The sequence below is a fragment of the Streptomyces sp. NPDC008238 genome (assembly GCF_042956445.1).
Lineage (GTDB): Bacteria > Actinomycetota > Actinomycetes > Streptomycetales > Streptomycetaceae > Actinacidiphila.
The window spans coordinates 61,194-83,721 of the sequence record NZ_JBIBGK010000016.1; the positions used below are offsets into that span (position 1 = coordinate 61,194).

Consider the following 22,528-nt stretch of genomic DNA (forward strand, 5'->3'; position numbering starts at 1 on the left):
AGCAAGGAAGGCACCGTGCCCGCCACCCGCGTCCTCGTCCTCAACTCCGGCTCCTCGTCGCTGAAGTACCAGCTGCTGGACATGGCCGACGGCACCCGGCCGGCGGCCGGGATCGTCGAGCGGATCGGCGAACCGGGCGGGGTCGCGGACCACGCCGAGGCGCTGAAGACCGTCGCGGCGGAGCTCGCCGCCCGGGGCCTCGGCCTGGACTCCCCCGAACTGGCCGCGGTGGGCCACCGGGTGGTGCACGGCGGCACGCGCTTCACCGCGCCGACGCTGGTCGACGACGAGGTGCTCGCCGCCGTCGAGGAACTCGTGCCGCTCGCCCCGCTCCACAACCCGGCGAACGTCACCGGCATCCGGGTCGCCCGCGAACTGCGCCCCGACCTGCCGCAGGTCGCCGTCTTCGACACCGCCTTCCACTCCACGATCCCCGAGCACGCGTACCGCTACGCGGTCGACCGGGAGACCGCCGACGCCCACCAGGTGCGCCGCTACGGCTTCCACGGGACCTCGCACGCCTACGTCTCCCGAGCCACCGCGCAGCTGCTCGGCCGGGACCCGGCCGAGGTCAACGTCATCGTCCTGCACCTGGGCAACGGCGCCTCCGCCTCGGCCGTGCGCGGGGGCGAGTGCGTGGAGACCTCGATGGGGCTCACCCCGCTGGAGGGCCTGGTGATGGGTACCCGTTCGGGGGACCTGGACCCGGCCGTGGTCTTCCACCTGGCCCGTGTCGCGGGGATGGGGGTGCCGGAGATCGACGAGCTGCTCAACAAGCGCTCGGGCCTGCTCGGCCTGTGCGGCGACAACGACATGCGGGAGATCGCCCGCCGGATGGCCGAGGGCGACGAGGCCGCGCAGCTCGCCTTCGACGTCTACGTCCACCGGCTGCGCAAGTACGTGGGCGCCTACACCGCCGTGCTGGGCCGGGTCGACGCGATCGCCTTCACCGCGGGCGTCGGCGAGAACTCCGCCGCGGTCCGGGCCGCCGCCATGGGCGGGCTGGAGGCCCTGGGCATCGAGCTGGACCCGGTGCGCAACGCGGTGCGCGGCAGCGCCGCCCGCCTGGTGTCGGCCGGCGGCAGCCGGGTGGCGGTCGCGGTCGTCCCCACCGACGAGGAGCTGGAGATCGCACAGCAGACGTACTCGCTGGTGACGGGCCGGTGACTCGTTGGGGCCACCCGGAGGCTCTACTCTATGGCCGCCGTCCGCACCGTCCATGCCTCCCCCGCACGGGAAAATTCCGGAGCGGAACAAACCCGATAGGATCGTCGTCATGCGCCGAGCGAAAATCGTCTGCACCCTGGGTCCCGCCGTCGACTCCTACGACCAGCTGAAGACGCTGGCCGAGGCCGGTATGAACGTGGCCCGCTTCAACTTCAGCCACGGCAGCCACGCCGAGCACGAGGAGCGCTACCAGCGGGTGCGCAAGGTCTCCGTGGAGACCGGACGTGCCATCGGCGTGCTCGCCGACCTCCAGGGCCCCAAGATCCGCCTGGAGACCTTCGCGGACGGTCCCGTGGAGCTGGTCGCCGGTGACGAGTTCGTCATCACCACCGAGGACGTCCCCGGTGACAGGACCATCTGCGGCACCACCTACAAGGGCCTGCCCGCCGACGTCCGCGCCGGCGACCCCGTCCTGATCAACGACGGCAACGTCGCGCTGCGCGTGATCGAGGTCGAGGGCCAGCGGGTCCGCTGCCTGGTCGTCGAGGGCGGCGTCATCTCCGACCACAAGGGCATCAACCTGCCCGGCGCCGCGGTCAACGTGCCCGCGCTGTCCGAGAAGGACGTCGAGGACCTGCGCTTCGCCCTCCACATGGGCGTGGACATGGTGGCGCTCTCCTTCGTCCGCGACGCCAAGGACGTCCGCGACGTCCACCGCGTCATGGACGAGGTCGGCCGCCGCGTGCCGGTCATCGCCAAGGTCGAGAAGCCGCAGGCGGTCGACAACATGGAGGACGTCGTCGCGGCCTTCGACGGCGTCATGGTGGCCCGTGGCGACCTGGCGGTGGAGTACCCGCTGGAGAAGGTCCCGATGGTGCAGAAGCGGCTGATCGAGCTCTGCCGCCGCAACGCCAAGCCGGTGATCGTCGCGACCCAGATGATGGAGTCGATGATCACCAACTCCCGTCCGACCCGCGCCGAGGCCTCCGACGTCGCCAACGCGATCCTGGACGGCACGGACGCGGTCATGCTGTCCGCCGAGTCCAGCGTCGGCAAGTACCCGATCGAGACCGTGAAGACCATGTCGCGGATCATCGAGGCGGCCGAGGTCGAGCTCCTCAAGCAGGGTCTGTGGCCGCTCAACGGCCGCAAGCCGCGCACCCAGGGCGGCGCCGTCGCCCGCGCCGCCGCCGAGCTCGCGGACTACCTGGACGCCAAGACCCTGGTCGCCTTCACCAAGTCCGGCGACACCGCCCGCCGTCTGGCCCGCTACCGCGTGCCGCAGACGGTGGTGGCGTACACGACCGACGAGTCGACCCGCAACATGCTGGCACTCACCTGGGGCGTGCAGACCACCGTCGTCCCGCACGTGAACACCACCGACGAGATGGTGGAGATCGTCAACCAGGAGATGCTGAAGCTCAGCGACTACACCGAGGGCGACACCGTGATCATCACGGCCGGTTCCCCTCCCGGTGTCCCCGGCACCACCAACCTGGTGCGGGTCCACCACCTCGGCCACCGCGCGGTCTGACCGGCCGCCGGGCCGCCCGGAACACGGGAACGGCGGAGGGCACCTCCCCCTGCGGGGACGGCGCCCTCCGCCGTTTCGTCGTGCGCGGTTCCCGGAGGGGTCGTACGCGGCCGGGCCGTTCGCGGACTCAGTCCGCGGTGTTGTACACGTGCATGCCGGGGAGCCTCAGCGTGCCGCCGAACTGTCCGGCCTGCACGACCGTGACGTTGGTGAAGAACGCGGCCGGCACGTTGACCGGGGGCGGGGTGTCCGGGGTGAACTCGATCGGGATGAGCCCGAAGAGGTTGCCCTTCAGCGACTCGGTGTACATCGTCACCGTGCCGTTGCGGATCGTCGAGGTGCTGCCCTTGCGGGCGTCCACGTGCCCGACGGTGCCGTTCGGCCCCACGACCTCCTGCTTCAGGTCCTTGATGTCCACGCCGGTGGCGGTGAACTTCAGGACCTTCTTGACCTTCCCGCTCCAGGTCTTGACCTCGACGATGCCCTTGTAGTCGAGCCCGGTCAGGGTCAGCAGGCTGCTGCGCAGGACCCAGGGGTCGTCCGGCAGCAGCGACTGCGTCTCCTGGTAGGCGGCGTCCGCCAGGGCCTGCGCGTCGTGGGTCGGGCACGGGAACGGGGTCTTGCCGTCCTCGGACACCGCCGGGGTGCTCTCGGCGGGGTCCGGGGCGTCCGCGGCCTTCCCGGTGGTCTCCGAGAGCTTGTCGGCCGCCTCCGACACGGTCTTCCTCAGCGCCTCGGTGGTGTCCTCGGCCTTCTTCTTCACCGTGCCCGTGGAGGCGCTCGGCTTGGGAGCGGCCGACGTGGCGCCCGGGGAGGGCGTCGTGGACGGCGTGGGGGTCGCGGTGGCGGCCTCCCCGCTCTTCTTGCCGAGGCCCAGCAGGTCCCCGAGGGCGTCGCCGACGCCCAGCGGGTCCAGCGGGTCGCTCTGCTTGGTCGCCGACGGCGAGGCGGACGGGTCGGGCGCCGTCGTCCCCGAGCCGCCGGAGGAACCGCCGCCGCCCTCCTCGCCCTTGCCGCCCCCGTCACCGGAACCGGTGGAGGGGTCGTGCGACGAGGGGTCCCCGGACGGGGTCGCGGTCGGGGTCGGGGTCTTGGTGGCGCCGCTCGACGGGGTGGCGCCGGACGTCGCGGACTCCGACGGCTCGTCGGGCTGCTCGACGCACTTCGTGCCCGAGAACGGGTTCCTCGGCAGTTCGTCGGCAGAGGCCAGCCTCGGGGTCAGTCCCATGCCCATCAGGACCGCCGTCGGCATCGCGGCCAGGGCTATCGCCTTGCCCGCGGGCATCTGCAGCTTGGTCAGCAGCGACTTCCTCGGTGCCGCGTGCCGCGGCCCCGTTCTCTCACGGGTGCCGCTGCCGGCGGCGACCCCGGAAGCGGGCTGGACCTCATCACCCCGCACTGTGCCTCCCGTTCGCGTCTACGGTCTCGGCGCCGTCCACCGGGTGCTGCGGCGCGGTGCCTGCCTGGTCGGCGGCCGGACCGGCGTCCGGGTCCGCCGGGTACTCGCCGTAGGCCGCCGCGTAGGGGGAGCCGGGCGGCGGCACGTAGCCGGTGTCGCCGTCGTCGCCCGTGCCGCTGCCGGGCAGTTCCGCCGGGTCCGCGCCGCCCTCGGCGGGCGGTGCTCCCGGGGCCCAGGAGACGGCGAGGGCACCGCCGACGAGGCCCAGCAGGAAGCCGATCAGGAAGCCGCCGAAGTTGGAGACCACCAGCGACACCAGCGACAGCAGGATCGACGCGACGCCCGAGAAGACGCGCACCGCCGACTGGAACCACATGGTCAGGCCGAGCACGACCAGCAGCACGCCGATGATCAGCGAACCGGACCCGGCCGTGGTGGCCATGGTCAGGCTCAGCGCGCCGAGCGAGAGATGGGCGTACGGGAAGTACGCGATGGGCAGTCCGGCCAGCAGCGTCAGCAGGCCCGCCCAGAACGGCCGCTGCCCGCGCCATACGCGGAAGCGGAACCGCCAATAGCCGAACCGGCCCCTCAGTCCGTGTGTCTCGGCGCTCATGGAAAACAGCTCCCTGGGACTGGCGTTTCTTGAGAAGAGTCGGGGGGTGAGGAAGGTGAGGGGCATCCCGTGCCCCCCACCCCCTCCGGTCAGGCTAGAAGCACTCGTACTTCGGGCCGGAACCCATCTTCACCGACATGCTCAGCCCGCTGAGCTTGAAGGTGCCCGCGCTGGTCGCCCAGGCGGTCTGCTCCACACCGGTGAGGTGGGCCTTACGGGCCTCCTGGGCGAAGGAACCGGGGACGATCTTGTCGCCGGCCTTCACTCCGGGGCCCTGCTGGGTGTCCTCAGCGGCGACACCGATGTTGATGTCGGTGAACTCCGCATCGGCGTCGAGCTGGTCGAGGTCGATGTAGAGGTTCTTCGCCTCGACCTTCTTGCCGCCGTTGCCGGCGCCGAGCTTCAGCGTGACGTCGCCGATCGGCGTCGGCACGACCACGGACTGGCACAGTCCGGTGATCGTGGCCGAGTCGAACGCGGAGACCGCGACCGGGATCGGCTTGCCGCCGTGCTGGATGTCCAGGGCTCCGTACTGGACGAAGCCGTCACCGTCCAGGTCCTGGGCCTTGACCTTGAACTGCTGGCCGGAAACGCTGAACGACGCGGCGAGCGCGCCCTGACCCAGGGCCACGCCTATCGCCGCGGTGGCCGCGATGCTGGGCACCATGACGACGGCGAACCGCTTCCATCTGGTACCGCCGCGGATGAGCGACTCCATGACTTTCCTCCTTCTCGGACGTACATCTCCGGCCGGAATCGTGGGGATTGCGGCGGGATGGGAGAAGTGCTACGTCCTCGGGAAGGAGAGCGCCGTATCGACGGCCGTCACGCGGGAAAGAGCGGACGACACTGTCCGAAAATCGGCGATCACCCCCGAGCGACAACCACATGGCCACGCTCTCGCGCAACCTGCTGGACAGGCCCTGCCGGACGGCAGAGACCCCCCTGTCCCCGGTCCGCGTCCGCTGCTGGCACAGCTTCGGCGGTCCGGCCCGGTGGGGACCCGCTCGCGATCGGACGGCTGGATGCCGACTTCTCGGCGACGGACCGGGCTTGGCCGATCGTGGTCCATTCGGCGCCGCTGCACAAGGGGCGTCGTTACTAGCGGGTAACGGTGCGATAACCCAGGAGATATGGTCTAGACCATAGTCGCTACACTGAGTAGTTGCGATGAGGGTGTGAAAATCACCCATCGGGTGATAGTTCCGGACAGAGTGTCGTCACTCTCTTACCCGAAGTAACAGCGGCCGCGCTTCATCAAGATTTGGTAAAGCGCGGCCGGTCCTGTACCGGGCTCGAAACGGCTTTCGAGGCACCGCCACCTTATGTGATCAGGTCAGAACAGCACTCGCGCGAGGGCCGCACGGGCGGCCGTCACCCGGGGGTCGTCGGCGCCGATCACCTCGAACAGCTCCAGCAGCCGCAGCCGTACGGTGTCGCGGTCCTCGCCCACGGTGCGGCGCACGGTGTCCACCAGGCGGCCGAAGGCATCCTCGACATGGCCGCCGACCAGGTCGAGATCGGCCACGGCGATCTGCGCCGCCACGTCACCCGGGGCGTCGGCCGCGGCCTTGCGGGCGGCCTGCGCGTCGGCGCCCTCCACCCGCTGCAGCAACTCGGCCTGCGCCAGGCCCAGCTTCGCCTCGGCGTTGGCCGGGTCGTCCGAGAGCACGTTGCGGTACGCCTGGATCGCGCCACCGAGGTCGCCCTGGTCCAGGGCGTCGTGTGCCGCCGAGAGCGCGATCTCCTGCGGGCTGGGCGGCCGCTCCTCGACGACCGGCACCTCGGCGCCCTCCTCGACCGGCACACCGGTGATGCCGAACCGCTGCTCGGCCACGGCGACCAGCTGGTCCAGCACCTCACGGATCTGGTCCTCGGGAGCGGCGCCCTGGAAGAGCGGCATGGCCTGGCCGGCCAGCACCGCGAACACCGCGGGAATGCCCTGCACGCCGAACTGCTGCACCAGCAGCTGGTTGGCGTAGACGTCGATCTTCGCGACGACGACCCGGCCCGCGTAGGAGCTGGCGAGCCGCTCCAGCGTCTCCTGCAACTGCACACTCGCGTCCGCGCGGTCGGTCCAGAAGTGGACGACGACCGGGACCTCGGTGGAACGCTGCAGTACATCGCTCTCGAAGGTGGCCTCGGTGACCTCGGTCACCAGGGCGGGGGCGGCGGGCGCTCCCCCGTGGCGGGCGGCTTCCGCGCGGGCCTGCTCGGCCTTCGCCTTGGCCTCTCCGGCCGCCTTCACCGCGGCGAGGTCGACCACGCCGCTCATGGACATGTTCCGTGGCTGCATGAGACCAATCCTCCCCCCTCGTCGCGGTTCCCGGGGAATCGCCCCCCGAAAGCGCCACTTCCGGCGCGGAACGATGACGCACCGCTCGGCGCGAGGTCCCCGTCCGCGCGCGGTGGCCGCCATCCTTTCGATACGACCCGTAGCGTAACTGTACGGTCGCATCCCACGCAACGGGGATAGGGTTCCCAGCCATGTGCGCGCGTGAAACAGGCAGAAGGACCGGACGTCCCCGCAGCGCGGAGGCCGACCGGGCGATCCTGGACGCCGCACGGCAGGCCCTGGTCGAGCTCGGCTGGGGCAAGCTCACCATGGGTGACGTCGCGGCCCGCGCGAGGGTCGCCAAGACCACCCTCTACCGGCGCTGGGCGAACAAGAACGAGCTGGTCGTGGACGCGGTCGCCGCGCTCTTCGACGAGCTGGAACTGCCCGACCGCGGCAGCCTGCGGGCCGATGTGGAGGGCGTCGTCCTGCAGTTCGCCGCCCTGCTGGAACAGCCCGCCACCCGGACCGCGCTCATGGCGGTGGTCGCCGAGGCCACCCACGACGAGGCCCTGCGGCAGCGGATCCGGGAGGCGATCGTCGACCGGCAGAAGCGCCTGGTCATCGAGGGCCGCCGGCGCGCGCAGGAACGCGGGGAGATCCCGCCGGACGACGGCGACCCCGCCCCTCAGGTCGACCTGATCTTCGACGTGATCGCGGGGGCCGTGGTGCACCGCGCCCTCGTCAGCTGCCAACCGGTGGACGCCGACTGGGCGGCCCGCTTCACCACGGTCCTGCTGGGGGGCCTCGCGGCGGCCCCGACGATCTAGCCGTCGCCCGGAGTTCGACCGGTCTTCCCCCACGGAAGCCTCAACACCCCTTGCCCGCATGGCATGTCATCGTCATGCTTACCGGCGGGTCATCTACTCGCATAGACAACCCGGCGGCCAGGCACGGCCGTTGCTCGGCGTTCCCTCGTTCCACCTTGTCAGCGCGTCCATTGATCGCTCGCCCCCAGGAGGATCGATCCACGTGAGACACCCTCACACCGGGCGCGGCGTCGTCGCCACCATGGCCACCGTCGCCGCCTCGCTGATCGCCCTGACGGCCGCCCAGAGCGCCACCGCGCTCCCGGCGACCGCCACCTCGCGCGCCCACACCCCGTCGTCCGCCGTCACCGTGGCGGAGGACCAGGCGGCACGCGCCATCGCCGGCTCCCTCGCCGACGCCTCGTGGCGCGCCCGTGTCCGCCACGCGGCACTCGCCTCGGACGAAGTGGCCGTCACCGAACTCGCCGGGCCGCAGCTGCGGTCCACGCTCGCCGACGCCGACCGGCGGATCGCCGCCGCCAAGGGCCTCGGCGCGGACGTCGGTTCCCTGCTGCGGCTGCGCCTCGGGGACGACTCGATGCGCGGTGCGCTGGCCTCCGGCGTCACCCCCTGGGTGGCCGCGGCCAGTTCGGACGAGGACGTCCGCACCGTCACCGCCTACGACAGCCGGGGCCGCGCCCACCGGCTCGACGCCCGTACCGCTCCCACCCACCCGGTGTACGTCGTCGACATCGACGGCTCCAAGGCGCTGGCCGCCGGCCTGGACGTGCTCCAGGGCGAGCTGGACCGGCAGGGCCTGACCTCCGCCGCCCCGCGGTCCGCGGCGAAGTCCTCCTCGGCCTCGGCGGCCGGGGCCGGCTTCTGGACCACGCGCATCACCCAGGTCCGGCTCTCCGACGACGAGGAGCCGTGGGTCAAGGGCGACGCCGAGATCTACACCCTCGTCACGGGCTTCGGCCAGGACGGCGTCGCGCGGGTCGACCCCGTCGACATGCCGTACCTGGACAACGACGGGACGACGTACAGCCCCAACCAGATCCTGGTCAACTGGTCGCTGTACAAGTACAACCTCGCCGACGCCGTGATGATGGAGGACGACGGCAGCACCAACTACCGCGACCTGGCCAAAGCCATCGCGGGGGTCCTGCTGACCATCGCCGACCAGGGCACCTACATCCCGCTGGTGAACGCGGTCCTGGACGCCATCCCGGACGACTGGTGGACCGACGACCCGGACTACGTCGACTCCTGGTACACGCTGGCGCAGAGCGACAACGGCACCCGCTACGGCGCCCGCGGCAACGGCTGGATGACCCTGCAGCCGTACTGGGTCGAGCAGTTCTGAGCGGTGTGCCCGCCGCTCCCGGGCTCCGGGGGCGGCGGGCACGGGAGCGGGGCCCGGCGGGAACAGCGCGTGTTCCCGCCGGGCCCGCGTCGTCCTTCGTCGCGTGCGGCGTGCCGTGTACCGCGTGCCGCCTCAGAAGCGGGCGGGCTCCGTGTAGCTGCCCCACTCGTCGCGCAGGGCGCCGCAGATCTCGCCGAGGGTGGCCTCGGCGCGCACCGCGTCCAGCATCGGTTCGATCATGTTGCTGCCGTCCCGGGCGGCGGTCAGCATCGCGTCCAGCGCCTTGCGGACGGCCGCGTCGTCGCGCTCGCCCTTGCGGCCGGCGAGCACGCGGACCTGCTCGCGCTCGACCTCGTGGCTGACCCGCAGGATCTCCAGGTCGCCCGTCACGGAACCGGTGTGGCAGTTGACTCCGACGACCTTCTTGTCGCCCTTCTCCAGGGCGCGCTGGTACTCGAAGGCGGCCTCGGCGATCTGCCCGGTGAAGTAGCCGTCCTCGATGCCGCGCAGGATGCCCGAGGTGATCGGCCCGACCGGGTGCCTGCCGTCCGGCACGGCGCGGGCGCCGAGCTCCCTGATCTTGTCGAAGATCTTCTCCGCGTCCGCCTCGATGCGGTCGGTCAGCGCCTCGACGTACCAGGCGCCGCCCAGCGGGTCGGCCACGTTGGCGACGCCGGTCTCCTCCATGAGCACCTGCTGCGTGCGCAGCGCGATCTCCGCCGCCTGGGCACTGGGCAGCGCCAGGGTCTCGTCCAGGGCGTTGGTGTGCAGCGAGTTGGTGCCGCCGAGGACCGCGGCCAGCGCCTCCACGGCGGTGCGGACCACGTTGTTGTACGGCTGCTGGGCGGTCAGCGAGACGCCGGCGGTCTGGGTGTGGAAGCGCAGCCACTGCGCCTTGTCGGTCTTCGCGCCGTACTCGTCGCGCATCCAGCGGGCCCAGATCCGGCGCGCGGCGCGGAACTTGGCGATCTCCTCGAAGAAGTCCAGGTGCGCGTCGAAGAAGAAGGACAGGCCCGGCGCGAAGGTGTCGACGTCCAGTCCGCGGGACAGGCCCAGCTCCACGTAGCCGAAGCCGTCGGCGAGGGTGTACGCGAGCTCCTGCGCGGCCGTCGAGCCGGCCTCGCGGATGTGGTAGCCGGAGACCGACAGCGGCTTGTACGCCGGGATGCCCGCCGCGCAGTGCTCCATCAGGTCGCCGATCAGGCGCAGGTGCGGCTCGGGGGCGAAGAGCCACTCCTTCTGGGCGATGTACTCCTTGAAGATGTCGGTCTGCAGGGTGCCGTTGAGCACCGCGGGGTCGACGCCCTGGCGTTCGGCGGCCACCAGGTACATGCAGAAGACCGGCACCGCGGGGCCGGAGATCGTCATGGAGGTGGTGACGTCGCCGAGCGGGATGTCCTTGAAGAGGACCTCCATGTCGGCGGCCGAGTCGATGGCGACGCCGCAGTGGCCGACCTCGCCCAGCGAGCGGGGGTCGTCGGAGTCGCGGCCCATGAGGGTCGGCATGTCGAAGGCGACCGACAGGCCGCCGCCGCCCGCCTCGAGGATCATCTTGTAGCGCTCGTTGGTCTGCTCGGCGTTGCCGAAGCCGGCGAACTGGCGGATCGTCCACGTACGGCCCCGGTAGCCGGTCGGGTGCAGTCCGCGGGTGAAGGGGTACTCGCCGGGCCAGCCGATCCGCTCGAAGCCGGGTACGTCGGCGCCCGCGGGCGGGCCGTACACGGGCTCGACCGGGTCGCCGGAGAGCGTGCTGAAGTCGGCCTCGCGCTTGCGCGCGGCGTCGTAGCGCGCCTGCCAGCGGCTGCGCCCCTCCTCGATGGCTGCAGCGTCCATGCCGTGTCTCCGCCTCTCTCGCCTACCGGGCCGGTCCCCGTACCACGAGGATGACCCCTACAAGGCGAAAATACTAGGACGTCCTAGTACCTGTCGACGGCGGATCCCCCCGTCCACCGAGGGAGGGGAGGAAACCGCAGGTCAGGAAGGTGTCAGACCTTGACGGGTTCACCCGCGGGGGCCACCAGCGGGGCGACCTCGCGGCTCACCTTGCGCTCGACGAAGAACGCGGCGGTGGGAATCGTCCCGGCCAGCAGCACCCAGGCCAGCTTGCCGAGCGGCCACTTCGCCTTGGAGCCCAGGTCGAAGGCGAAGACCAGGTACAGGACGTACAACCAGCCGTGGGCGATGCTGACGACCTTGGTGAAGCCCGCGGCGCCGTCGACCTCCAGCACGTACTTGGCGATCACGCCGATGGTCAGCAGCACCAGCAGCACACCCGTCACGTAGGCGAGCGTGCGGTACCGGGTCAGAACACTCTGCTTCATGCGGACGAGCGTAACCGGTGCGATGCCGGCGCCTCCCCCGGCCCCGGCCGTGGCACGCGTCACGCCTCGAAGTCCCCAGCGGCTATCCGCAGTGGGCGCAGCAGGTCGAAGATCTCGGCGCACTCCTCGTCGTCGTACGCGCCGAGCCCGAACTTCATCCCCATGAGGTCCTCGGTGGCGGCCTCGCACACCTCGCGGCCCTTGGCGGTGATGGAGGCGAGCGTGCCGCGGCCGTCGTTCGGGTTGGGCCGCTTCGCGACGAAACCGGCGGCGACCAGGCGGTCGACGGTGTTGGTGACCGAGGTGGGGTGCACCATGAGCCGTTCGCCGATCTTGGACATCGTCAGCTCGCCCTCCTTGCTGAAGGCCAGCAGCACCAGGGCCTCGTAGCGGGCGAAGGTCAGCCCGTAGGGCTTGACGACGGAGTCGACCTGGGAGAGCAGGATCTGCTGGGCCCGCATGATCGACGTGATCGCGACCATCGAGGGCACGCGCCCCCAGCGCCGGGTCCAGATCTCGTCGGCACGGGCGATGGGGTCGAAGGGCAGGCTCAGCGGCTTGGGCACAGGCCCGAGCCTACCCGTCGGTCACATGCTGGGCAGCGGCGTCTCGCGGGGCGGGACGGCGCCGTCCACCGGCGCCGTGATGCGGGTGATCGTACGCCGGGTTCCCGTCACACGTATTACCGCGGTGTTTCGGCCACGCCGGACCCGGATCGTGACCGGAAAGCCGCCCTCCCCGGGGAGGGTTTCCCCTACTCCTCGGACGGAGTTGTCACCCTTTGGGCCGGGAGATGGCCGCATGGGCGGGGGCCGCCGTCGTGCGAACCGGCCAAGACATGAAATGCACCTGTCATCAACCCGCCGTTCGGTGCGAGGCTCTTTGGCGCGCGGAACACCGCGCTACCCCCACACCGCCCCGGTCCCCCACACGACCGGGGTCCTCGCCCGTCGCCCCCACGCGACGGGACCCAAGGAGTCACATTGCGCAAGAAGCTGGCAATCGGCACCCTCGCCGCCGCCTCGGCGCTCCTCGCCGGCGGTCTCCAGTCCTTCACCGCGACCGCCCAGAGCGCCCCCACCGCCCAGGGCATCGCCGCCTCCCACGCGCAGGCCCTCTCCGACGCCCGCGGCCAGGCCGCCGGCCTCGCCGGGAGCCTCGGCCTGGGCGACCGCGGGCAACTGACCGTCAGGGACGCCGTCGTCGACCCGGACGGCACCCGTCACCTGCGCTACGACCGCACCTACGCCGGCCTGGAGGTGCTCGGCGGCGACCTGGTGGTGCACCAGGACGCGAACGGCGCCACCCGGTCCGTCTCGCGCGCGGTCACCACGAGAATCGCCCCCGCCACGCTCACGCCCTCCGTCACGGCCGCCGCCGCCCGGGAGAAGGCCACGTCCACGGTCAAGGGCCTGCTGAAGACCCCCCTCGTCAAGGGCGAGGAGCCGCTGAAGGCGGTGGGCGAGGCCGCGGCCCCGCAGGAGGTCGTCTGGGCCGTCAGCGGCACGCCGCGCCTGGCCTACCGGACCGTGGTCCACGGCACGCAGGCCGACGGCACCCCGAGCGCGCTCAACGTGATCACCGACGCCGCCACCGGCGCCGTGATCCAGCGCTACGAGGGCATCCAGACCGGCAGCGGCACCGGCGTCCACGTCGGCTCGGTCCCGCTGACCACCACGAAGTCCGGCAGCACCTACACGCTCAAGGACGCGAGCCGCGGCGGCATCTACACCACGGACCTGAACAACCGCACCAGCGGCACCGGGACCACCTTCTCCGACACCGACGACGTCTGGGGCAACGGCTCCGCCACCAACCGCCAGTCGGCCGGCGTGGACGCCCAGTTCGGCGCGGCGGCGACCTGGGACTTCTACAAGAACACCTTCAGCCGCTCCGGCATCCGCAACGACGGCAAGGGCTCCCTGTCGCGCGCCCACTACGGCAGCAACTACGTCAACGCCTTCTGGGACGACAGTTGCTTCTGCATGACCTACGGCGACGGCTCGGGCAACACGCACCCGCTGACCGCCCTCGACGTCGCGGGCCACGAGATATCCCACGGCGTCACCAGTGCCACGGCCGGACTGACCTACGCCGGGGAGTCCGGCGGCCTCAACGAGGCCACCTCCGACATCTTCGGCACCATGGTGGAGTTCTACGAGAACCTGCGCTCGGACACGCCCGACTACCTCATCGGCGAGAAGATCGACATCAACGGTGACGGCAGCCCGCTGCGGTACATGGACAAGCCGTCCAAGGACGGCGCCTCCGCCGACTACTGGTCGTCCTCGGTGAAGAACCTCGACGTCCACTACTCCTCGGGCGTCGCCAACCACTTCTTCTACCTGCTCTCCGAGGGCAGCGGCGCCAAGACCATCAACGGCGTCAGCTACAACAGCCCGACGAAGAACGGCTCCACCGTCACCGGCATCGGCCGCGCCAAGGCCGCGGCGATCTGGTACCGCGCGCTGACGGTGTACTTCACCTCGTCCACCAACTACGCCAAGGCCCGCACCGCGACCCTCAGCGCGGCCAAGGACCTGTACGGCAGCGGCTCCGCCGAGTACAACGCGGTCGCCGCCGCATGGACCGGGGTCAACGTCAGCTGACCCAGGACCGGTTGACCCGACCGGCACCCCCATCACTCGTGGTGCCGCGGACCGCCCCATACGGTCCGCGGCACCACGAGCACGCGTTCACCCCCGGCCCCTCACTTCCCGCCGGCGGCGGTCCCCCGCACCCGCGCCAGCACCACCAGCACGCACACCGAACCCACCCCCGCCGCCGACGCCGTCACCACGTGCGGCCGCACGAACTCCGCCGACGCACCCGCCACCGCCATCCCCAGACCCTGGATCGTCATCAGCCCCGCCGACTGCAACGTCATCGCCCGCCCCCGCAACGCCTCCGGCACCGCCGCCACGAACCACTGGTCGAGCCCGAGGGTGTACGCGGCCGTCAGGCCCGTGGTGAACATCGCGGCGACGGCCAGCGGCAGGGAGGGGCGGAAGGCGAAGAGGGCGTACGGCAGGAGGGAGCACGCGGCAAGGGGGACGGTGATGCGGGCGCGGGCCGCCGGGCGCAGGAAGGCGCCCGCGAGGAGCTCGCCGAGGACGGTGCCGACGGGCATCGCCGCCATGAAGAGGCCGAGACCCGGCGTGCCGGCGCCGATGGAGTCGGTGTACGGGGCGGCCAGCGCCTCGGGGAACACCACGAAGAACGGCTGCACCCAGCAGAGCAGCAGCAGCGCCCGCACCCGGGGGTCCCGCATCAGGCGGCCGCTGCCGCCGGCGGAGCGCGCCGCGTCGACGCCGCGTGCCGGGCGCCGCGCCGTACCGAGGCGCAGCAGCAGGGCAGAGCCCAGGAAGGCCGCCACGGTGATCGCCAGCGCGGCCCGGGGCGGGAGGACGACCAGCAGGAACCCGCCGATGCCGAAGCCCACGATCTGCGCGCCCTGGGCCACCATGCGGATCAGGGACCGGCCCAGCACGAAGGTGTCGCCGGGCAGGATGTCGGCCAGGCTCGCGGCCCGAGTACCGGTGAACACCGGGGCGATCATCGCCATCACGCACCGCAGCCCCAGCAGGACGGCGATCGGCGTTCCGGGCAGCACCATCCCGGCGGCGCACACCGCGCACAGCAGGTCGCAGACGACGAGCACCCGGCGCGGCGGGAAGCGGTCGGCGATCCCGGCCAGCAGGGTGCCGCTCAGCGCGTACGGCACGAAACCGAGCGCGAAGGTGAGCGCGGTCAGCAGCGGGGAGCCGGTGAGCCGGAACACCAGCACGGACAGCGCGATCTCGGCGACCACGGTGCCCTGGAGCGACAGCACGTGTGCCGCGAAGACGGCCCGGAACTCCCGTACGGCGAAGACCGCGCGGTAGCCGCGCCCGGCGGCCTGCCCGGCCGCGGTGGTGTCGGTGTTCAGCGTCATGGGCGCAGCCTGGCGGGCGGAGGGGTCACGCCGTAGTGTTTCGGCTCCAGCCGAAAGTCAGGGGTGCAGCCGGGGGCACGGGCCGTTCCCGAGGAGCAGGAGGTGTGCCGTGCCGTTCCGCATGCGCTTCGGACCGGACGACCTGCTGCGCTGCCGGTTCGCGATCTCCCCGCTGTGGGAGACGGAGGGCGCGGTGCGCACCCTCAAGGAGCCCGGGCTGCAGGCGTACCACCTGCCCTGGCTCCGGCAGACCCGTGAGGCGGCGCGGACGCTGGACCTCACCCCGCTGTGGCTGCTGATGCCCCGCCGCGGCCACAGCCCGGACTTCCTCTGCCCGCCCCCGCAGGGCCCCTCGGCGGCCATCGAGGACGAGCTCGCCCGGGTGCGGGCCACCGACCCGGAGGTCGCCCGGCAGGACCTGGCCCGTTCACTGGCGGACACCCAGGGCGCCGCCGACACCCCGCAGGGCCGGGCGATGCTGGCCGACCCCGCACGCGCGGTGCGGGAGCTGGCGGAGTTGTACGAGCGGGCCTGGGAGGCGCTGATCGCCCCGTACTGGCCCCGGCTGCGCGCGGTGCTGGAGGCGGACATCGCCTTCCGTGCGCGCCGACTCGCGGACGGCGGGCTGACCGGGCTCTTCGCCGACCTGCACCCGTCGCTCAGCTGGGCCGACGGCACCCTCACACTGCACAAGCCCACCGAGCACGACCGGGACCTGGGCGGTGACGGACTGGTCCTGGCACCCAGCGTCTTCGTGTGGCCGGACCTCGCGGCGGGCTTCGACCCGCCCTGGCAGGGCACCGTCGTCTACCCGGCGCGCGGCATCGGCGGGCTGTGGCAGGCGCCGCAGGCCGCCTCGGAGGCCCTGGTGCGGCTCATCGGGGCCAACCGCGCCGCCATCCTCGGCGGTCTGGGCGAACCGGCCACGACGACCGCGCTCGCCCACCGGCACGGCCTCGCCCTGTCGTCGGTGTCGGCGCACCTGGCGGTCCTGCGGGAGGCGGGCCTGCTCACCTCGCGCCGCTACGGGCACCAGGTGCTGTACGAGCGGACCCCGCTGGGCAGCGCGCTCGTCGGCGACTGACCGGCGCCGCCGGCCACGGCGGTTGTGGGGGGGTGTGGGGGGTGTGGCGGGTCGTTCGGGTGTCGCGCCGTTTCGCGCCCTTCGGGCGCACAGCGCCGGCTGCGGAGGGGAGGGTGGGGGGCCGGGGCTTGTCTGCGGTGTGCGGGCGGGTGGGTGGCCGGGGTTCGGGCGCCGGAGCGGGTTGCGTGTCCTATGGCGGAGGTCTCGTTGCCGTCCGCGGGTATAGATGGCCGCTTCCACGCCTACTGCTGGTGCTGGGCGCGCCCGCCGTAACCCGCGACTGCGCGTGCATCGGGGTGCTGCCGAGCGATCGGAACGACATCGGGCTCTGTTTCGACGGTATGGACGTCGAAACAGAGCCCGATCTTTGAGCCGGGTGAGATCGGGCTCGCTTTCAGCGGTATAGCCGTCGGAAGAGGGCCCGATGTCGGATCGGGGAAGCACCCGCAGACGCCGGTTACGGCGGGCGCGCCACCCACGAACGGTGGGCGTGGTCACCGGCCATCTGCACCGGCGGACGGCAACGAGACCCGAGCCGGACGAACAACCAGCCCCGCTCCGGCGCCTGAACCCCAGCCGACCACCGGGCCGCAGACTGCCGACCGGCCCCGGACCGCCACCCTCCCACCCGCAGCCCGCGTCTTTTCGCCCGAAGGGCGGGGGAGGCCTACTGCGCGAGGTACCGCTCGACGGTCTCCACCTTGGAGGTGAGCCCGTCCGTGACGCCGGGCCGGATGTCGGCCTTGAGGACGACGGAGACGCGCGGCGCCCGGGCCTCGACGGCGGCCACGGCGCGCTTGACGACGTCCATGACCTCGTCCCACTCGCCTTCGATGGAGGTGAACATCGCGTCGGTGCGGTGGGGCAGGCCCGACTCGCGGACCACGCGGACCGCGTCGGCCACGTACGCGCCGACGTCCTCGCCGACGCCGAGCGGGGTGACGGAGAAAGCGACGATCATGCCTCGACCACGCCTTCCTTGAGCTCCTTGCGCGCGCGGGCGGCGATGACGCTGTCCTCGGCCTCGCGGCGCAGCCTGCGCTCGGCGAAGAAGCCGCCGGTGGGCAGGACGGAGAGCACGAAGTACAGCGCGGCGCGGCCGAGCGGCCACTTGGCGCGGTTCCAGGCGTCCAGCCAGAACAGGACGTACAGGATGAAGAGGAGGCCGTGGACCATCCCCATCACGGGGACCGCGTCGAAGTCGGTCGTGCGCTTGAGCACCGAGCAGATCAGCAGGAGCAGGAACGACACCGCCTCTGGGGCGGAGACCAGGCGGAGCCGGTTCAGGGCGGAGGCGGTCTTGGTGTCCACGGGACCTCACTATCGGGACAGGGACTGCGGCGGGCTTCGGCACTGCGACCGAGACGCTTGTGAACGTGATCACAAGTGGTCCACCCATTATCACCCGGCCCTCCGGCCGCCCCGCCCCCGGGGCCCCCGGGGGAACAGGTGAACCATCGGCGCGCCGGACGCGTCCCCCTCCTCGACGGACGACGAACCGCCCTCTCGAGGAAGAAGCGGGATGAAACTGGACTGGGACCGCCGCCACTGCGCCCGGCGCGGGCACATCACGTACGCGCCGGACGAGGCGCACCTGCGGGAGCGGCTGCGTGCCGACACCGCGCTGGGCGAGGTCTGGCGCTGCCTGCGCTGCGGCGACTTCGCGCTGGGCGCGCCGCACGGCTCGGGACCGGCCGACCGGACGCCGGAGGTGCCGCGCGGCCGGGCGCTGCGCGACCTGTTCATCCTGCGCTTCCTGGCAGTCGAGCGGCTGCTGCGCGGGGTGTTCATCGTCGTCGCGGCCTGGACGGTGTGGCGGTTCAGCAACTCGCAGGACTCGGTGCGCCGGTTCTTCGAGGAGTACCTCACCGTCTTCCGCCCGGTCTTCGGCCACTTCCACTACGACCTCGACCACTCCCCCGTCGTGGACACCATCCGCCGCACCTTCGAGTACCGGCACTCGACGCTGCTGATCGTGGCGGGCGCGCTGCTCGCGTACGCGGTGATCGAGATCGTCGAGGCCGTCGGGCTGTGGGCGGCCAAGCGGTGGGCGGAGTACCTGACGGTGGTCGCGACGGCGGCCTTCCTGCCGCTGGAGGTCTGGGAGCTCACCGAGAAGGTGAGCTACCTCAAGATCGGCACACTCGTCCTCAACCTCCTCGCCGTCCTCTACATCCTGCTGGCGAAGCGGCTGTTCGGGCTGCGCGGCGGCCACGCGGCCTTCGAGGCCGAGCGCCGCGGCGCCTCGCTGCTGGAGGTCGAGGCGGCGGCGGGGGCGCCGCACGGAACCGGTGGAAACCAAGTGACGAGGACCCTGGTGACGGGTTCCTCCCGGACGGATACGGTCTGACCCGTGGCTCAGTTTCGATTGCAGGGCAGCAAGGTGCTCGCCGTGGACATGGCCGGCGACGCCGTGAAGGCGAAGAACGGCTCGATGGTCGCGTACGACGGCCAGATGAGCTTCAAGAAGATGTCCGGGGGCGGCGAGGGTCTGCGCGGCATGGTGACCCGCCGGCTGACCGGCGAGTCGATGGAGGTCATGGAGGTGCGCGGGCAGGGCACCTGCTTCTTCGCCGACCGCGCGAGCGAGATCAACCTCGTACGGCTGAACGGCGAGAAGCTCTACGTCGAGGCCAGCAACCTGCTGGCCGCCGAGGCGACGCTGCGCACCGGCACCACCTTCACGGGGCTGCGCGGCGCCTCGCAGGGCAACGGCCTGTTCACCACCACGGTGGAGGGCATGGGCCAGGCGGCGATCACCTCTGACGGCCCGGCGGTGGTGCTCCGCGTCGCCCCCGGGATGCCGCTCCAGGTGGACCCGGGCGCCTACGTGGCGCACACCGGCAACCTCCAGCAGCACTTCCAGGCCGGCATCAGCTGGCGGACGATGATCGGCGAGTCGGGCGGCGAGTCCTTCCAGATCCGCTTCGAGGGCGACGGCCTGGTCTACGTGCAGCCGAGCGAGCGCAACACCATCGGGGGGCAGGTCTGATGCCGTTCACCCGCATCAACTCGAAGATGGTCGAGGCCCAGGTGCTGCCGGGACAACGGCTGTTCAGCCAGCGCGGCGCGATGCTGGCCTACCGGGGCAACGTCACCTTCACGCCGAACGTGCAGGGCGGCCAGGGCGGCATCGGCTCGATGATCGGCCGCCGGCTCGCCAACGAGGCGACCCCGCTGATGACCGTCGAGGGCCACGGCTCGGTGATGTTCGGGCACGGCGGCCACCACGTCCACTGCGTGGACCTGACCGGAGACACCCTGTACGTCGAGGCGGACCGGCTGCTGGCCTTCGACGGCTCGCTGCGGCAGGGCACGATGTTCATGGGGTCCCAGGGCGGCGTGATGGGCGTCATCCGCGGCCAGGTCACCGGACAGGGGCTGTTCACGACGACCCTGCAGGGGCAGGGCGCGGTCGCGGTGATGGCGCACGGCGGCGTCATCGAGCTGCCGATCACCCCGCAGCGCCCGGTGCACGTCGACCCCCAGGCGTACGTCGCCCACCGCGGTGACGTACGCAACAAGCTGTCCACCGCGCTCGGCTGGCGCGACATGGTGGGCCGCGGCTCCGGCGAGGCGTTCCAGCTGGAGCTGTCGGGGCACGGCACGGTCTACGTACAGGCGAGCGAGGAGAAGCTGTGACCCCCAACGGACCGGTCGTCCACGACCCCTACACGCTGCCGGTCGACGACAACGTCAACCCGTACGCCTTCAGCGTCGACCTGAAGGGCCAGTGGTTCCTGCAGAAGGGGAAGATGATCGCCTACTACGGGCAGATCAGCTTCCACGGCATCGGCCACGGCGCCCTCGACGGGCTGATCCGCGCCAACTTCCACTCCCCGCTGCACGCCGCGGACTGGGTGGTCGCCGAGGGCCAGGGCAAGATGATCCTCGCCGACCGCGCCTTCGACGTGAACTCCTACGACCTGGAGGACGGCAACCTCACCATCCGGTCGGGGAACCTGCTGGCCTTCCAGCCGGGGCTGGCGCTCAAGCAGTCGATCATCCCGGGCTTCCTGACCCTGATCGGCACCGGGAAGTTCGTGGCGGCCTCCAACGGCGCGGTGCACTTCGTCGAGCCGCCGGTGCGCGTCGACCCGCAGGCACTGGTGGGCTGGGCGGACTGCCCGTCCCCCTGCCACCACTACGACCACGGGTACATGCGGGGCGTCCTGGCCGGGCTGCGGGCGCTGACCGGCGTCGGCGGCACCTCGGGCGAGGAGCACCAGTTCGAGTTCGTCGGCGCGGGGCAGGTGCTGCTCCAGTCCAGCGAGGTCCTCATGCCCGAACAGGCCACCGGCGCGGTGCCGCACGAGGCCGGCGTCCCGGGCGGCGGGGCGGGCGCCCCGGGCATGCCGCAGGGCGTGCCGAGGCTCCCGGGTCAGCTCGGGGACCTGCAGCGCCGCTTCGGTCTGTGACCCTACCGACACGTATCGGGACCCCGAATAATCCGGATTTCAACTTTCTGGGTATAATTCCAGCATGGAGACAGAGACCGGCACCCTTTGGCTGACCGCCGACGAGCAGCGCACCTGGCGCATCCACCTGGAGGTCAGCAAGTTGCTGACGCACCAGCTCGAACGGGACCTGCAGCCGTACGGTCTGACCTACAACGACTACGAGATCCTGGTGAACCTCTCGGAGTCGCCCGAGCGCCGCATGCGGATGAGCGACCTGGCCCGCGCCACCCTGCAGTCCAAGAGCCGGCTGTCCCACCAGATCAGCCGCATGGAGACCGCGGGCCTGGTCCGCCGCGAGAACTGCGAGTCCGACCGGCGCGGGCTGTACGCCGTCCTTACCGAGGACGGCTGGGAGACCATGCGCAAGGTCGCCCCGCACCACGTCGGAGCCGTACGGGAGCACTTCATCGACCTGCTCCCCGCCGAGGACCTGGCGGCCCTGCGCAGGGCCCTCGACCCGGTCGCGGACCATCTGCGCTCGGTGCGCGGCAGGGCCTGACGCCGTCCGCCGGCCCGCGCCCGCCGGCGCGGGCCTCAGGCCTGCTCGGTGAGGCCCGCGACGAGCTCGTCGGCGGCGGCGTACGGGTCCAGGCCGCCGGCGACGATGCGTTCGGCGAGCGCGCCGAGGCGGCGGTCGCCGTGCAGGTCGCCGATGCGCTCGCGCAGGGTGGTGACGGCGATGTGCTCGACCTCCAGGGCCGCGCGGCGCAGCCGGCGCTCCGCGAGCACGCCGTGCTCCTCCATCCAGGCGCGGTGCTTCTCCAGCGCCTCGACCACCTCGTCGACGCCCTCGCCGCGTGCGGCGACCGTCTTGACGATCGGGGGGCGCCAGTCGCCCGGCAGGCGGGACTCGCCCAGGCCCAGCATGTGGTTGAGCTCGCGGGCGGTCGCGTCGGCGCCGTCCCGGTCGGCCTTGTTGACGACGTACACGTCGCCGATCTCCAGGATGCCCGCCTTCGCCGCCTGGATGCCGTCGCCCATGCCCGGGGCCAGCAGCACCACGGAGGTGTCGGCCTGGGCGGCGATCTCCACCTCGGACTGGCCGACGCCGACGGTCTCCACCAGCACCACGTCGCAGCCGGCCGCGTCGAGCACCCGGATGGCCTGCGGCGCGGCCCAGGCCAGACCGCCCAGGTGGCCGCGGGTGGCCATGGAGCGGATGTAGACACCGGGGTCGGAGGCGTGGTCGCTCATCCGGACCCGGTCACCGAGCAGCGCGCCCCCGCTGAACGGCGAGGAGGGGTCCACGGCCAGTACGCCGACCCGCTTGCCGGCCCGCCGGTACGCCGCGACCAGCGCGGACGTCGACGTCGACTTGCCGACCCCCGGCGAGCCGGTCAGGCCGACCACGTACGCGCCGCCGGTCAGCGGCGCGAGCGCGGCCATCACCTCCCGGAGCTGCGGGGACGCCCCCTCCACCAGTGAGATCAGCCGGGCGACCGCCCGCGGGCGGCCCTGCCGCGCCTGCTCCACCAGGGTGGGGACGTCCATGGCTCCTCATTCCTCGGGCTCGGCTCGCCTCCGGTTCGCTCAGCCGGTGTCGACGGTCGACCGTGCTCGCCTGCT

Annotated in this window: 22 protein-coding genes; 11 read left to right on the forward strand and 11 right to left on the reverse strand. The window is 71.7% G+C overall.

Going from position 1 to position 22,528, the window contains the following annotated elements; all coding sequences use genetic code 11:
- Positions 1 to 15: 15 nt before the first annotated feature.
- Positions 16 to 1,167, forward strand: a complete 1,152-nt coding sequence (locus ACFZAU_RS27520) for an acetate kinase (protein ID WP_500554365.1) — start codon at positions 16 to 18, stop codon at positions 1,165 to 1,167.
- Positions 1,168 to 1,276: 109 nt separating this feature from the next.
- Complete coding sequence (pyk, locus tag ACFZAU_RS27525; RefSeq protein WP_499602418.1) at positions 1,277 to 2,701, forward strand: pyruvate kinase; 1,425 nt, start codon at positions 1,277 to 1,279, stop codon at positions 2,699 to 2,701.
- Positions 2,702 to 2,828: 127 nt separating this feature from the next.
- Here pyk and ACFZAU_RS27530 read toward each other — a convergent pair whose 3' ends face one another.
- From ACFZAU_RS27530 to ACFZAU_RS27545, 4 genes are all read right to left on the reverse strand, one after another.
- Positions 2,829 to 4,100 (reverse strand): hydrogenase expression protein HypF, encoded by a 1,272-nt coding sequence (locus ACFZAU_RS27530; RefSeq protein WP_500554366.1) that lies wholly within the window; start codon positions 4,098 to 4,100, stop codon positions 2,829 to 2,831.
- Positions 4,090 to 4,713, reverse strand: a complete 624-nt coding sequence (locus ACFZAU_RS27535) for a DUF6114 domain-containing protein (RefSeq protein WP_499602422.1) — start codon at positions 4,711 to 4,713, stop codon at positions 4,090 to 4,092. Before ACFZAU_RS27535 ends, ACFZAU_RS27530 begins: the two co-directional genes overlap by 11 nt.
- A 94-nt stretch (positions 4,714 to 4,807) precedes the next feature.
- Positions 4,808 to 5,431, reverse strand: coding sequence for a DUF6230 family protein (locus ACFZAU_RS27540; RefSeq protein WP_500554367.1), 624 nt, complete (start codon positions 5,429 to 5,431; stop codon positions 4,808 to 4,810).
- A gap of 618 nt (positions 5,432 to 6,049) precedes the next feature.
- Positions 6,050 to 7,009: a tetratricopeptide repeat protein gene (locus ACFZAU_RS27545; RefSeq protein ID WP_500554368.1), complete on the reverse strand. Its 960-nt coding sequence runs from the start codon at positions 7,007 to 7,009 to the stop codon at positions 6,050 to 6,052.
- Positions 7,010 to 7,200: 191 nt separating this feature from the next.
- Between ACFZAU_RS27545 and ACFZAU_RS27550 the strand changes: the two genes are divergently transcribed.
- Together ACFZAU_RS27550 and ACFZAU_RS27555 are read left to right on the forward strand one after the other, a co-directional pair.
- Entirely contained in the window at positions 7,201 to 7,818 is a 618-nt protein-coding gene (locus ACFZAU_RS27550) for a TetR/AcrR family transcriptional regulator (protein WP_500554369.1), read from the forward strand.
- A gap of 202 nt (positions 7,819 to 8,020) precedes the next feature.
- Positions 8,021 to 9,163: a DUF3103 family protein gene (locus ACFZAU_RS27555; protein WP_500554370.1), complete on the forward strand. Its 1,143-nt coding sequence runs from the start codon at positions 8,021 to 8,023 to the stop codon at positions 9,161 to 9,163.
- 132 nt (positions 9,164 to 9,295) lie between these two features.
- Here ACFZAU_RS27555 and icmA read toward each other — a convergent pair whose 3' ends face one another.
- From icmA to ACFZAU_RS27570, 3 genes are all read right to left on the reverse strand, one after another.
- Positions 9,296 to 10,996, reverse strand: a complete 1,701-nt coding sequence (gene icmA / locus ACFZAU_RS27560; protein ID WP_500554371.1) for a coenzyme B12-dependent isobutyryl-CoA mutase large subunit — start codon at positions 10,994 to 10,996, stop codon at positions 9,296 to 9,298.
- A 152-nt stretch (positions 10,997 to 11,148) separates the two neighbouring features.
- Positions 11,149 to 11,484, reverse strand: coding sequence for a DUF3817 domain-containing protein (locus ACFZAU_RS27565; RefSeq protein WP_500463090.1), 336 nt, complete (start codon positions 11,482 to 11,484; stop codon positions 11,149 to 11,151).
- Between the two features lie 59 nt (positions 11,485 to 11,543).
- On the reverse strand, positions 11,544 to 12,050 hold the full coding sequence (locus ACFZAU_RS27570; RefSeq protein ID WP_089225095.1) for a MarR family winged helix-turn-helix transcriptional regulator: 507 nt from the start codon (positions 12,048 to 12,050) through the stop codon (positions 11,544 to 11,546).
- A 417-nt stretch (positions 12,051 to 12,467) separates the two neighbouring features.
- Here ACFZAU_RS27570 and ACFZAU_RS27575 point away from each other — a divergent pair, with 417 nt between their 5' ends.
- On the forward strand, positions 12,468 to 14,093 hold the full coding sequence (locus ACFZAU_RS27575; RefSeq protein WP_500554372.1) for a M4 family metallopeptidase: 1,626 nt from the start codon (positions 12,468 to 12,470) through the stop codon (positions 14,091 to 14,093).
- Between the two features lie 101 nt (positions 14,094 to 14,194).
- On the opposite strand, the gene ACFZAU_RS27580 is transcribed toward ACFZAU_RS27575, so the two are convergent.
- Positions 14,195 to 15,418, reverse strand: a complete 1,224-nt coding sequence (locus ACFZAU_RS27580; RefSeq protein ID WP_500463088.1) for an MFS transporter — start codon at positions 15,416 to 15,418, stop codon at positions 14,195 to 14,197.
- Between the two features lie 109 nt (positions 15,419 to 15,527).
- Here ACFZAU_RS27580 and ACFZAU_RS27585 point away from each other — a divergent pair, with 109 nt between their 5' ends.
- Positions 15,528 to 16,502, forward strand: a complete 975-nt coding sequence (locus ACFZAU_RS27585) for an ArsR/SmtB family transcription factor (RefSeq protein WP_500554373.1) — start codon at positions 15,528 to 15,530, stop codon at positions 16,500 to 16,502.
- Between the two features lie 667 nt (positions 16,503 to 17,169).
- Here the strand turns inward: ACFZAU_RS27585 and ACFZAU_RS27590 are convergent.
- Positions 17,170 to 17,463 carry an MTH1187 family thiamine-binding protein gene (locus ACFZAU_RS27590; protein ID WP_500554374.1) on the reverse strand — a complete coding sequence of 98 codons (294 nt, stop codon included), beginning with the start codon at positions 17,461 to 17,463 and terminating at the stop codon, positions 17,170 to 17,172.
- Positions 17,460 to 17,813 (reverse strand): DUF3817 domain-containing protein, encoded by a 354-nt coding sequence (locus ACFZAU_RS27595; protein WP_500554375.1) that lies wholly within the window; start codon positions 17,811 to 17,813, stop codon positions 17,460 to 17,462. Before ACFZAU_RS27595 ends, ACFZAU_RS27590 begins: the two co-directional genes overlap by 4 nt.
- Before the next feature lie 211 nt (positions 17,814 to 18,024).
- On the opposite strand from ACFZAU_RS27595, the gene ACFZAU_RS27600 reads away from it, so the two are divergent.
- The 5 genes from ACFZAU_RS27600 to ACFZAU_RS27620 all read left to right on the forward strand — a co-directional run bounded on the left by ACFZAU_RS27600 (position 18,025) and on the right by ACFZAU_RS27620 (position 21,461).
- A complete protein-coding gene (locus ACFZAU_RS27600) occupies positions 18,025 to 18,852 on the forward strand; it encodes a DUF2127 domain-containing protein (RefSeq protein ID WP_500554376.1) in 828 nt (275 codons plus the stop codon).
- Between the two features lie 3 nt (positions 18,853 to 18,855).
- A complete protein-coding gene (locus ACFZAU_RS27605; protein ID WP_500554377.1) occupies positions 18,856 to 19,494 on the forward strand; it encodes an AIM24 family protein in 639 nt (212 codons plus the stop codon).
- The gene (locus tag ACFZAU_RS27610) at positions 19,494 to 20,144 is read left to right on the forward strand and encodes an AIM24 family protein (RefSeq protein WP_499602445.1); all 651 of its coding nucleotides are present in this window, start codon (positions 19,494 to 19,496) and stop codon (positions 20,142 to 20,144) included. The genes ACFZAU_RS27605 and ACFZAU_RS27610 overlap by 1 nt, the downstream gene beginning before the upstream one ends.
- Positions 20,141 to 20,920, forward strand: a complete 780-nt coding sequence (locus ACFZAU_RS27615) for an AIM24 family protein (RefSeq protein ID WP_500554378.1) — start codon at positions 20,141 to 20,143, stop codon at positions 20,918 to 20,920. Before ACFZAU_RS27610 ends, ACFZAU_RS27615 begins: the two co-directional genes overlap by 4 nt.
- A gap of 64 nt (positions 20,921 to 20,984) precedes the next feature.
- Positions 20,985 to 21,461: a MarR family winged helix-turn-helix transcriptional regulator gene (locus tag ACFZAU_RS27620; RefSeq protein ID WP_500554379.1), complete on the forward strand. Its 477-nt coding sequence runs from the start codon at positions 20,985 to 20,987 to the stop codon at positions 21,459 to 21,461.
- 35 nt (positions 21,462 to 21,496) lie between these two features.
- On the opposite strand, the gene meaB is transcribed toward ACFZAU_RS27620, so the two are convergent.
- Positions 21,497 to 22,453 (reverse strand): methylmalonyl Co-A mutase-associated GTPase MeaB, encoded by a 957-nt coding sequence (gene meaB / locus ACFZAU_RS27625; RefSeq protein ID WP_499602449.1) that lies wholly within the window; start codon positions 22,451 to 22,453, stop codon positions 21,497 to 21,499.
- Between the last annotated feature and the right edge of the window lie 75 nt (positions 22,454 to 22,528).

Excerpts from the sequence above, each read along its gene's own strand:
- ACFZAU_RS27610 (WP_499602445.1), top strand. The coding sequence starts at position 19,494 with ATGCCGTTCACCCGCATCAACTCGAAGATGGTCGAGGCCCAGGTGCTG.
- ACFZAU_RS27580 (WP_500463088.1), bottom strand. The coding sequence starts at position 15,418 with ATGACGCTGAACACCGACACCACCGCGGCCGGGCAGGCCGCCGGGCGC.
- ACFZAU_RS27540 (WP_500554367.1), bottom strand. The coding sequence starts at position 5,431 with ATGGAGTCGCTCATCCGCGGCGGTACCAGATGGAAGCGGTTCGCCGTC.
- ACFZAU_RS27545 (WP_500554368.1), bottom strand. The coding sequence starts at position 7,009 with ATGCAGCCACGGAACATGTCCATGAGCGGCGTGGTCGACCTCGCCGCG.
- ACFZAU_RS27550 (WP_500554369.1), top strand. The coding sequence starts at position 7,201 with ATGTGCGCGCGTGAAACAGGCAGAAGGACCGGACGTCCCCGCAGCGCG.
- ACFZAU_RS27590 (WP_500554374.1), bottom strand. The coding sequence starts at position 17,463 with ATGATCGTCGCTTTCTCCGTCACCCCGCTCGGCGTCGGCGAGGACGTC.
- ACFZAU_RS27535 (WP_499602422.1), bottom strand. The coding sequence starts at position 4,713 with ATGAGCGCCGAGACACACGGACTGAGGGGCCGGTTCGGCTATTGGCGG.
- icmA (WP_500554371.1), bottom strand. The coding sequence starts at position 10,996 with ATGGACGCTGCAGCCATCGAGGAGGGGCGCAGCCGCTGGCAGGCGCGC.
- pyk (WP_499602418.1), top strand. The coding sequence starts at position 1,277 with ATGCGCCGAGCGAAAATCGTCTGCACCCTGGGTCCCGCCGTCGACTCC.
- ACFZAU_RS27620 (WP_500554379.1), top strand. The coding sequence starts at position 20,985 with ATGGAGACAGAGACCGGCACCCTTTGGCTGACCGCCGACGAGCAGCGC.
- ACFZAU_RS27565 (WP_500463090.1), bottom strand. The coding sequence starts at position 11,484 with ATGAAGCAGAGTGTTCTGACCCGGTACCGCACGCTCGCCTACGTGACG.
- meaB (WP_499602449.1), bottom strand. The coding sequence starts at position 22,453 with ATGGACGTCCCCACCCTGGTGGAGCAGGCGCGGCAGGGCCGCCCGCGG.
- ACFZAU_RS27600 (WP_500554376.1), top strand. The coding sequence starts at position 18,025 with ATGAAACTGGACTGGGACCGCCGCCACTGCGCCCGGCGCGGGCACATC.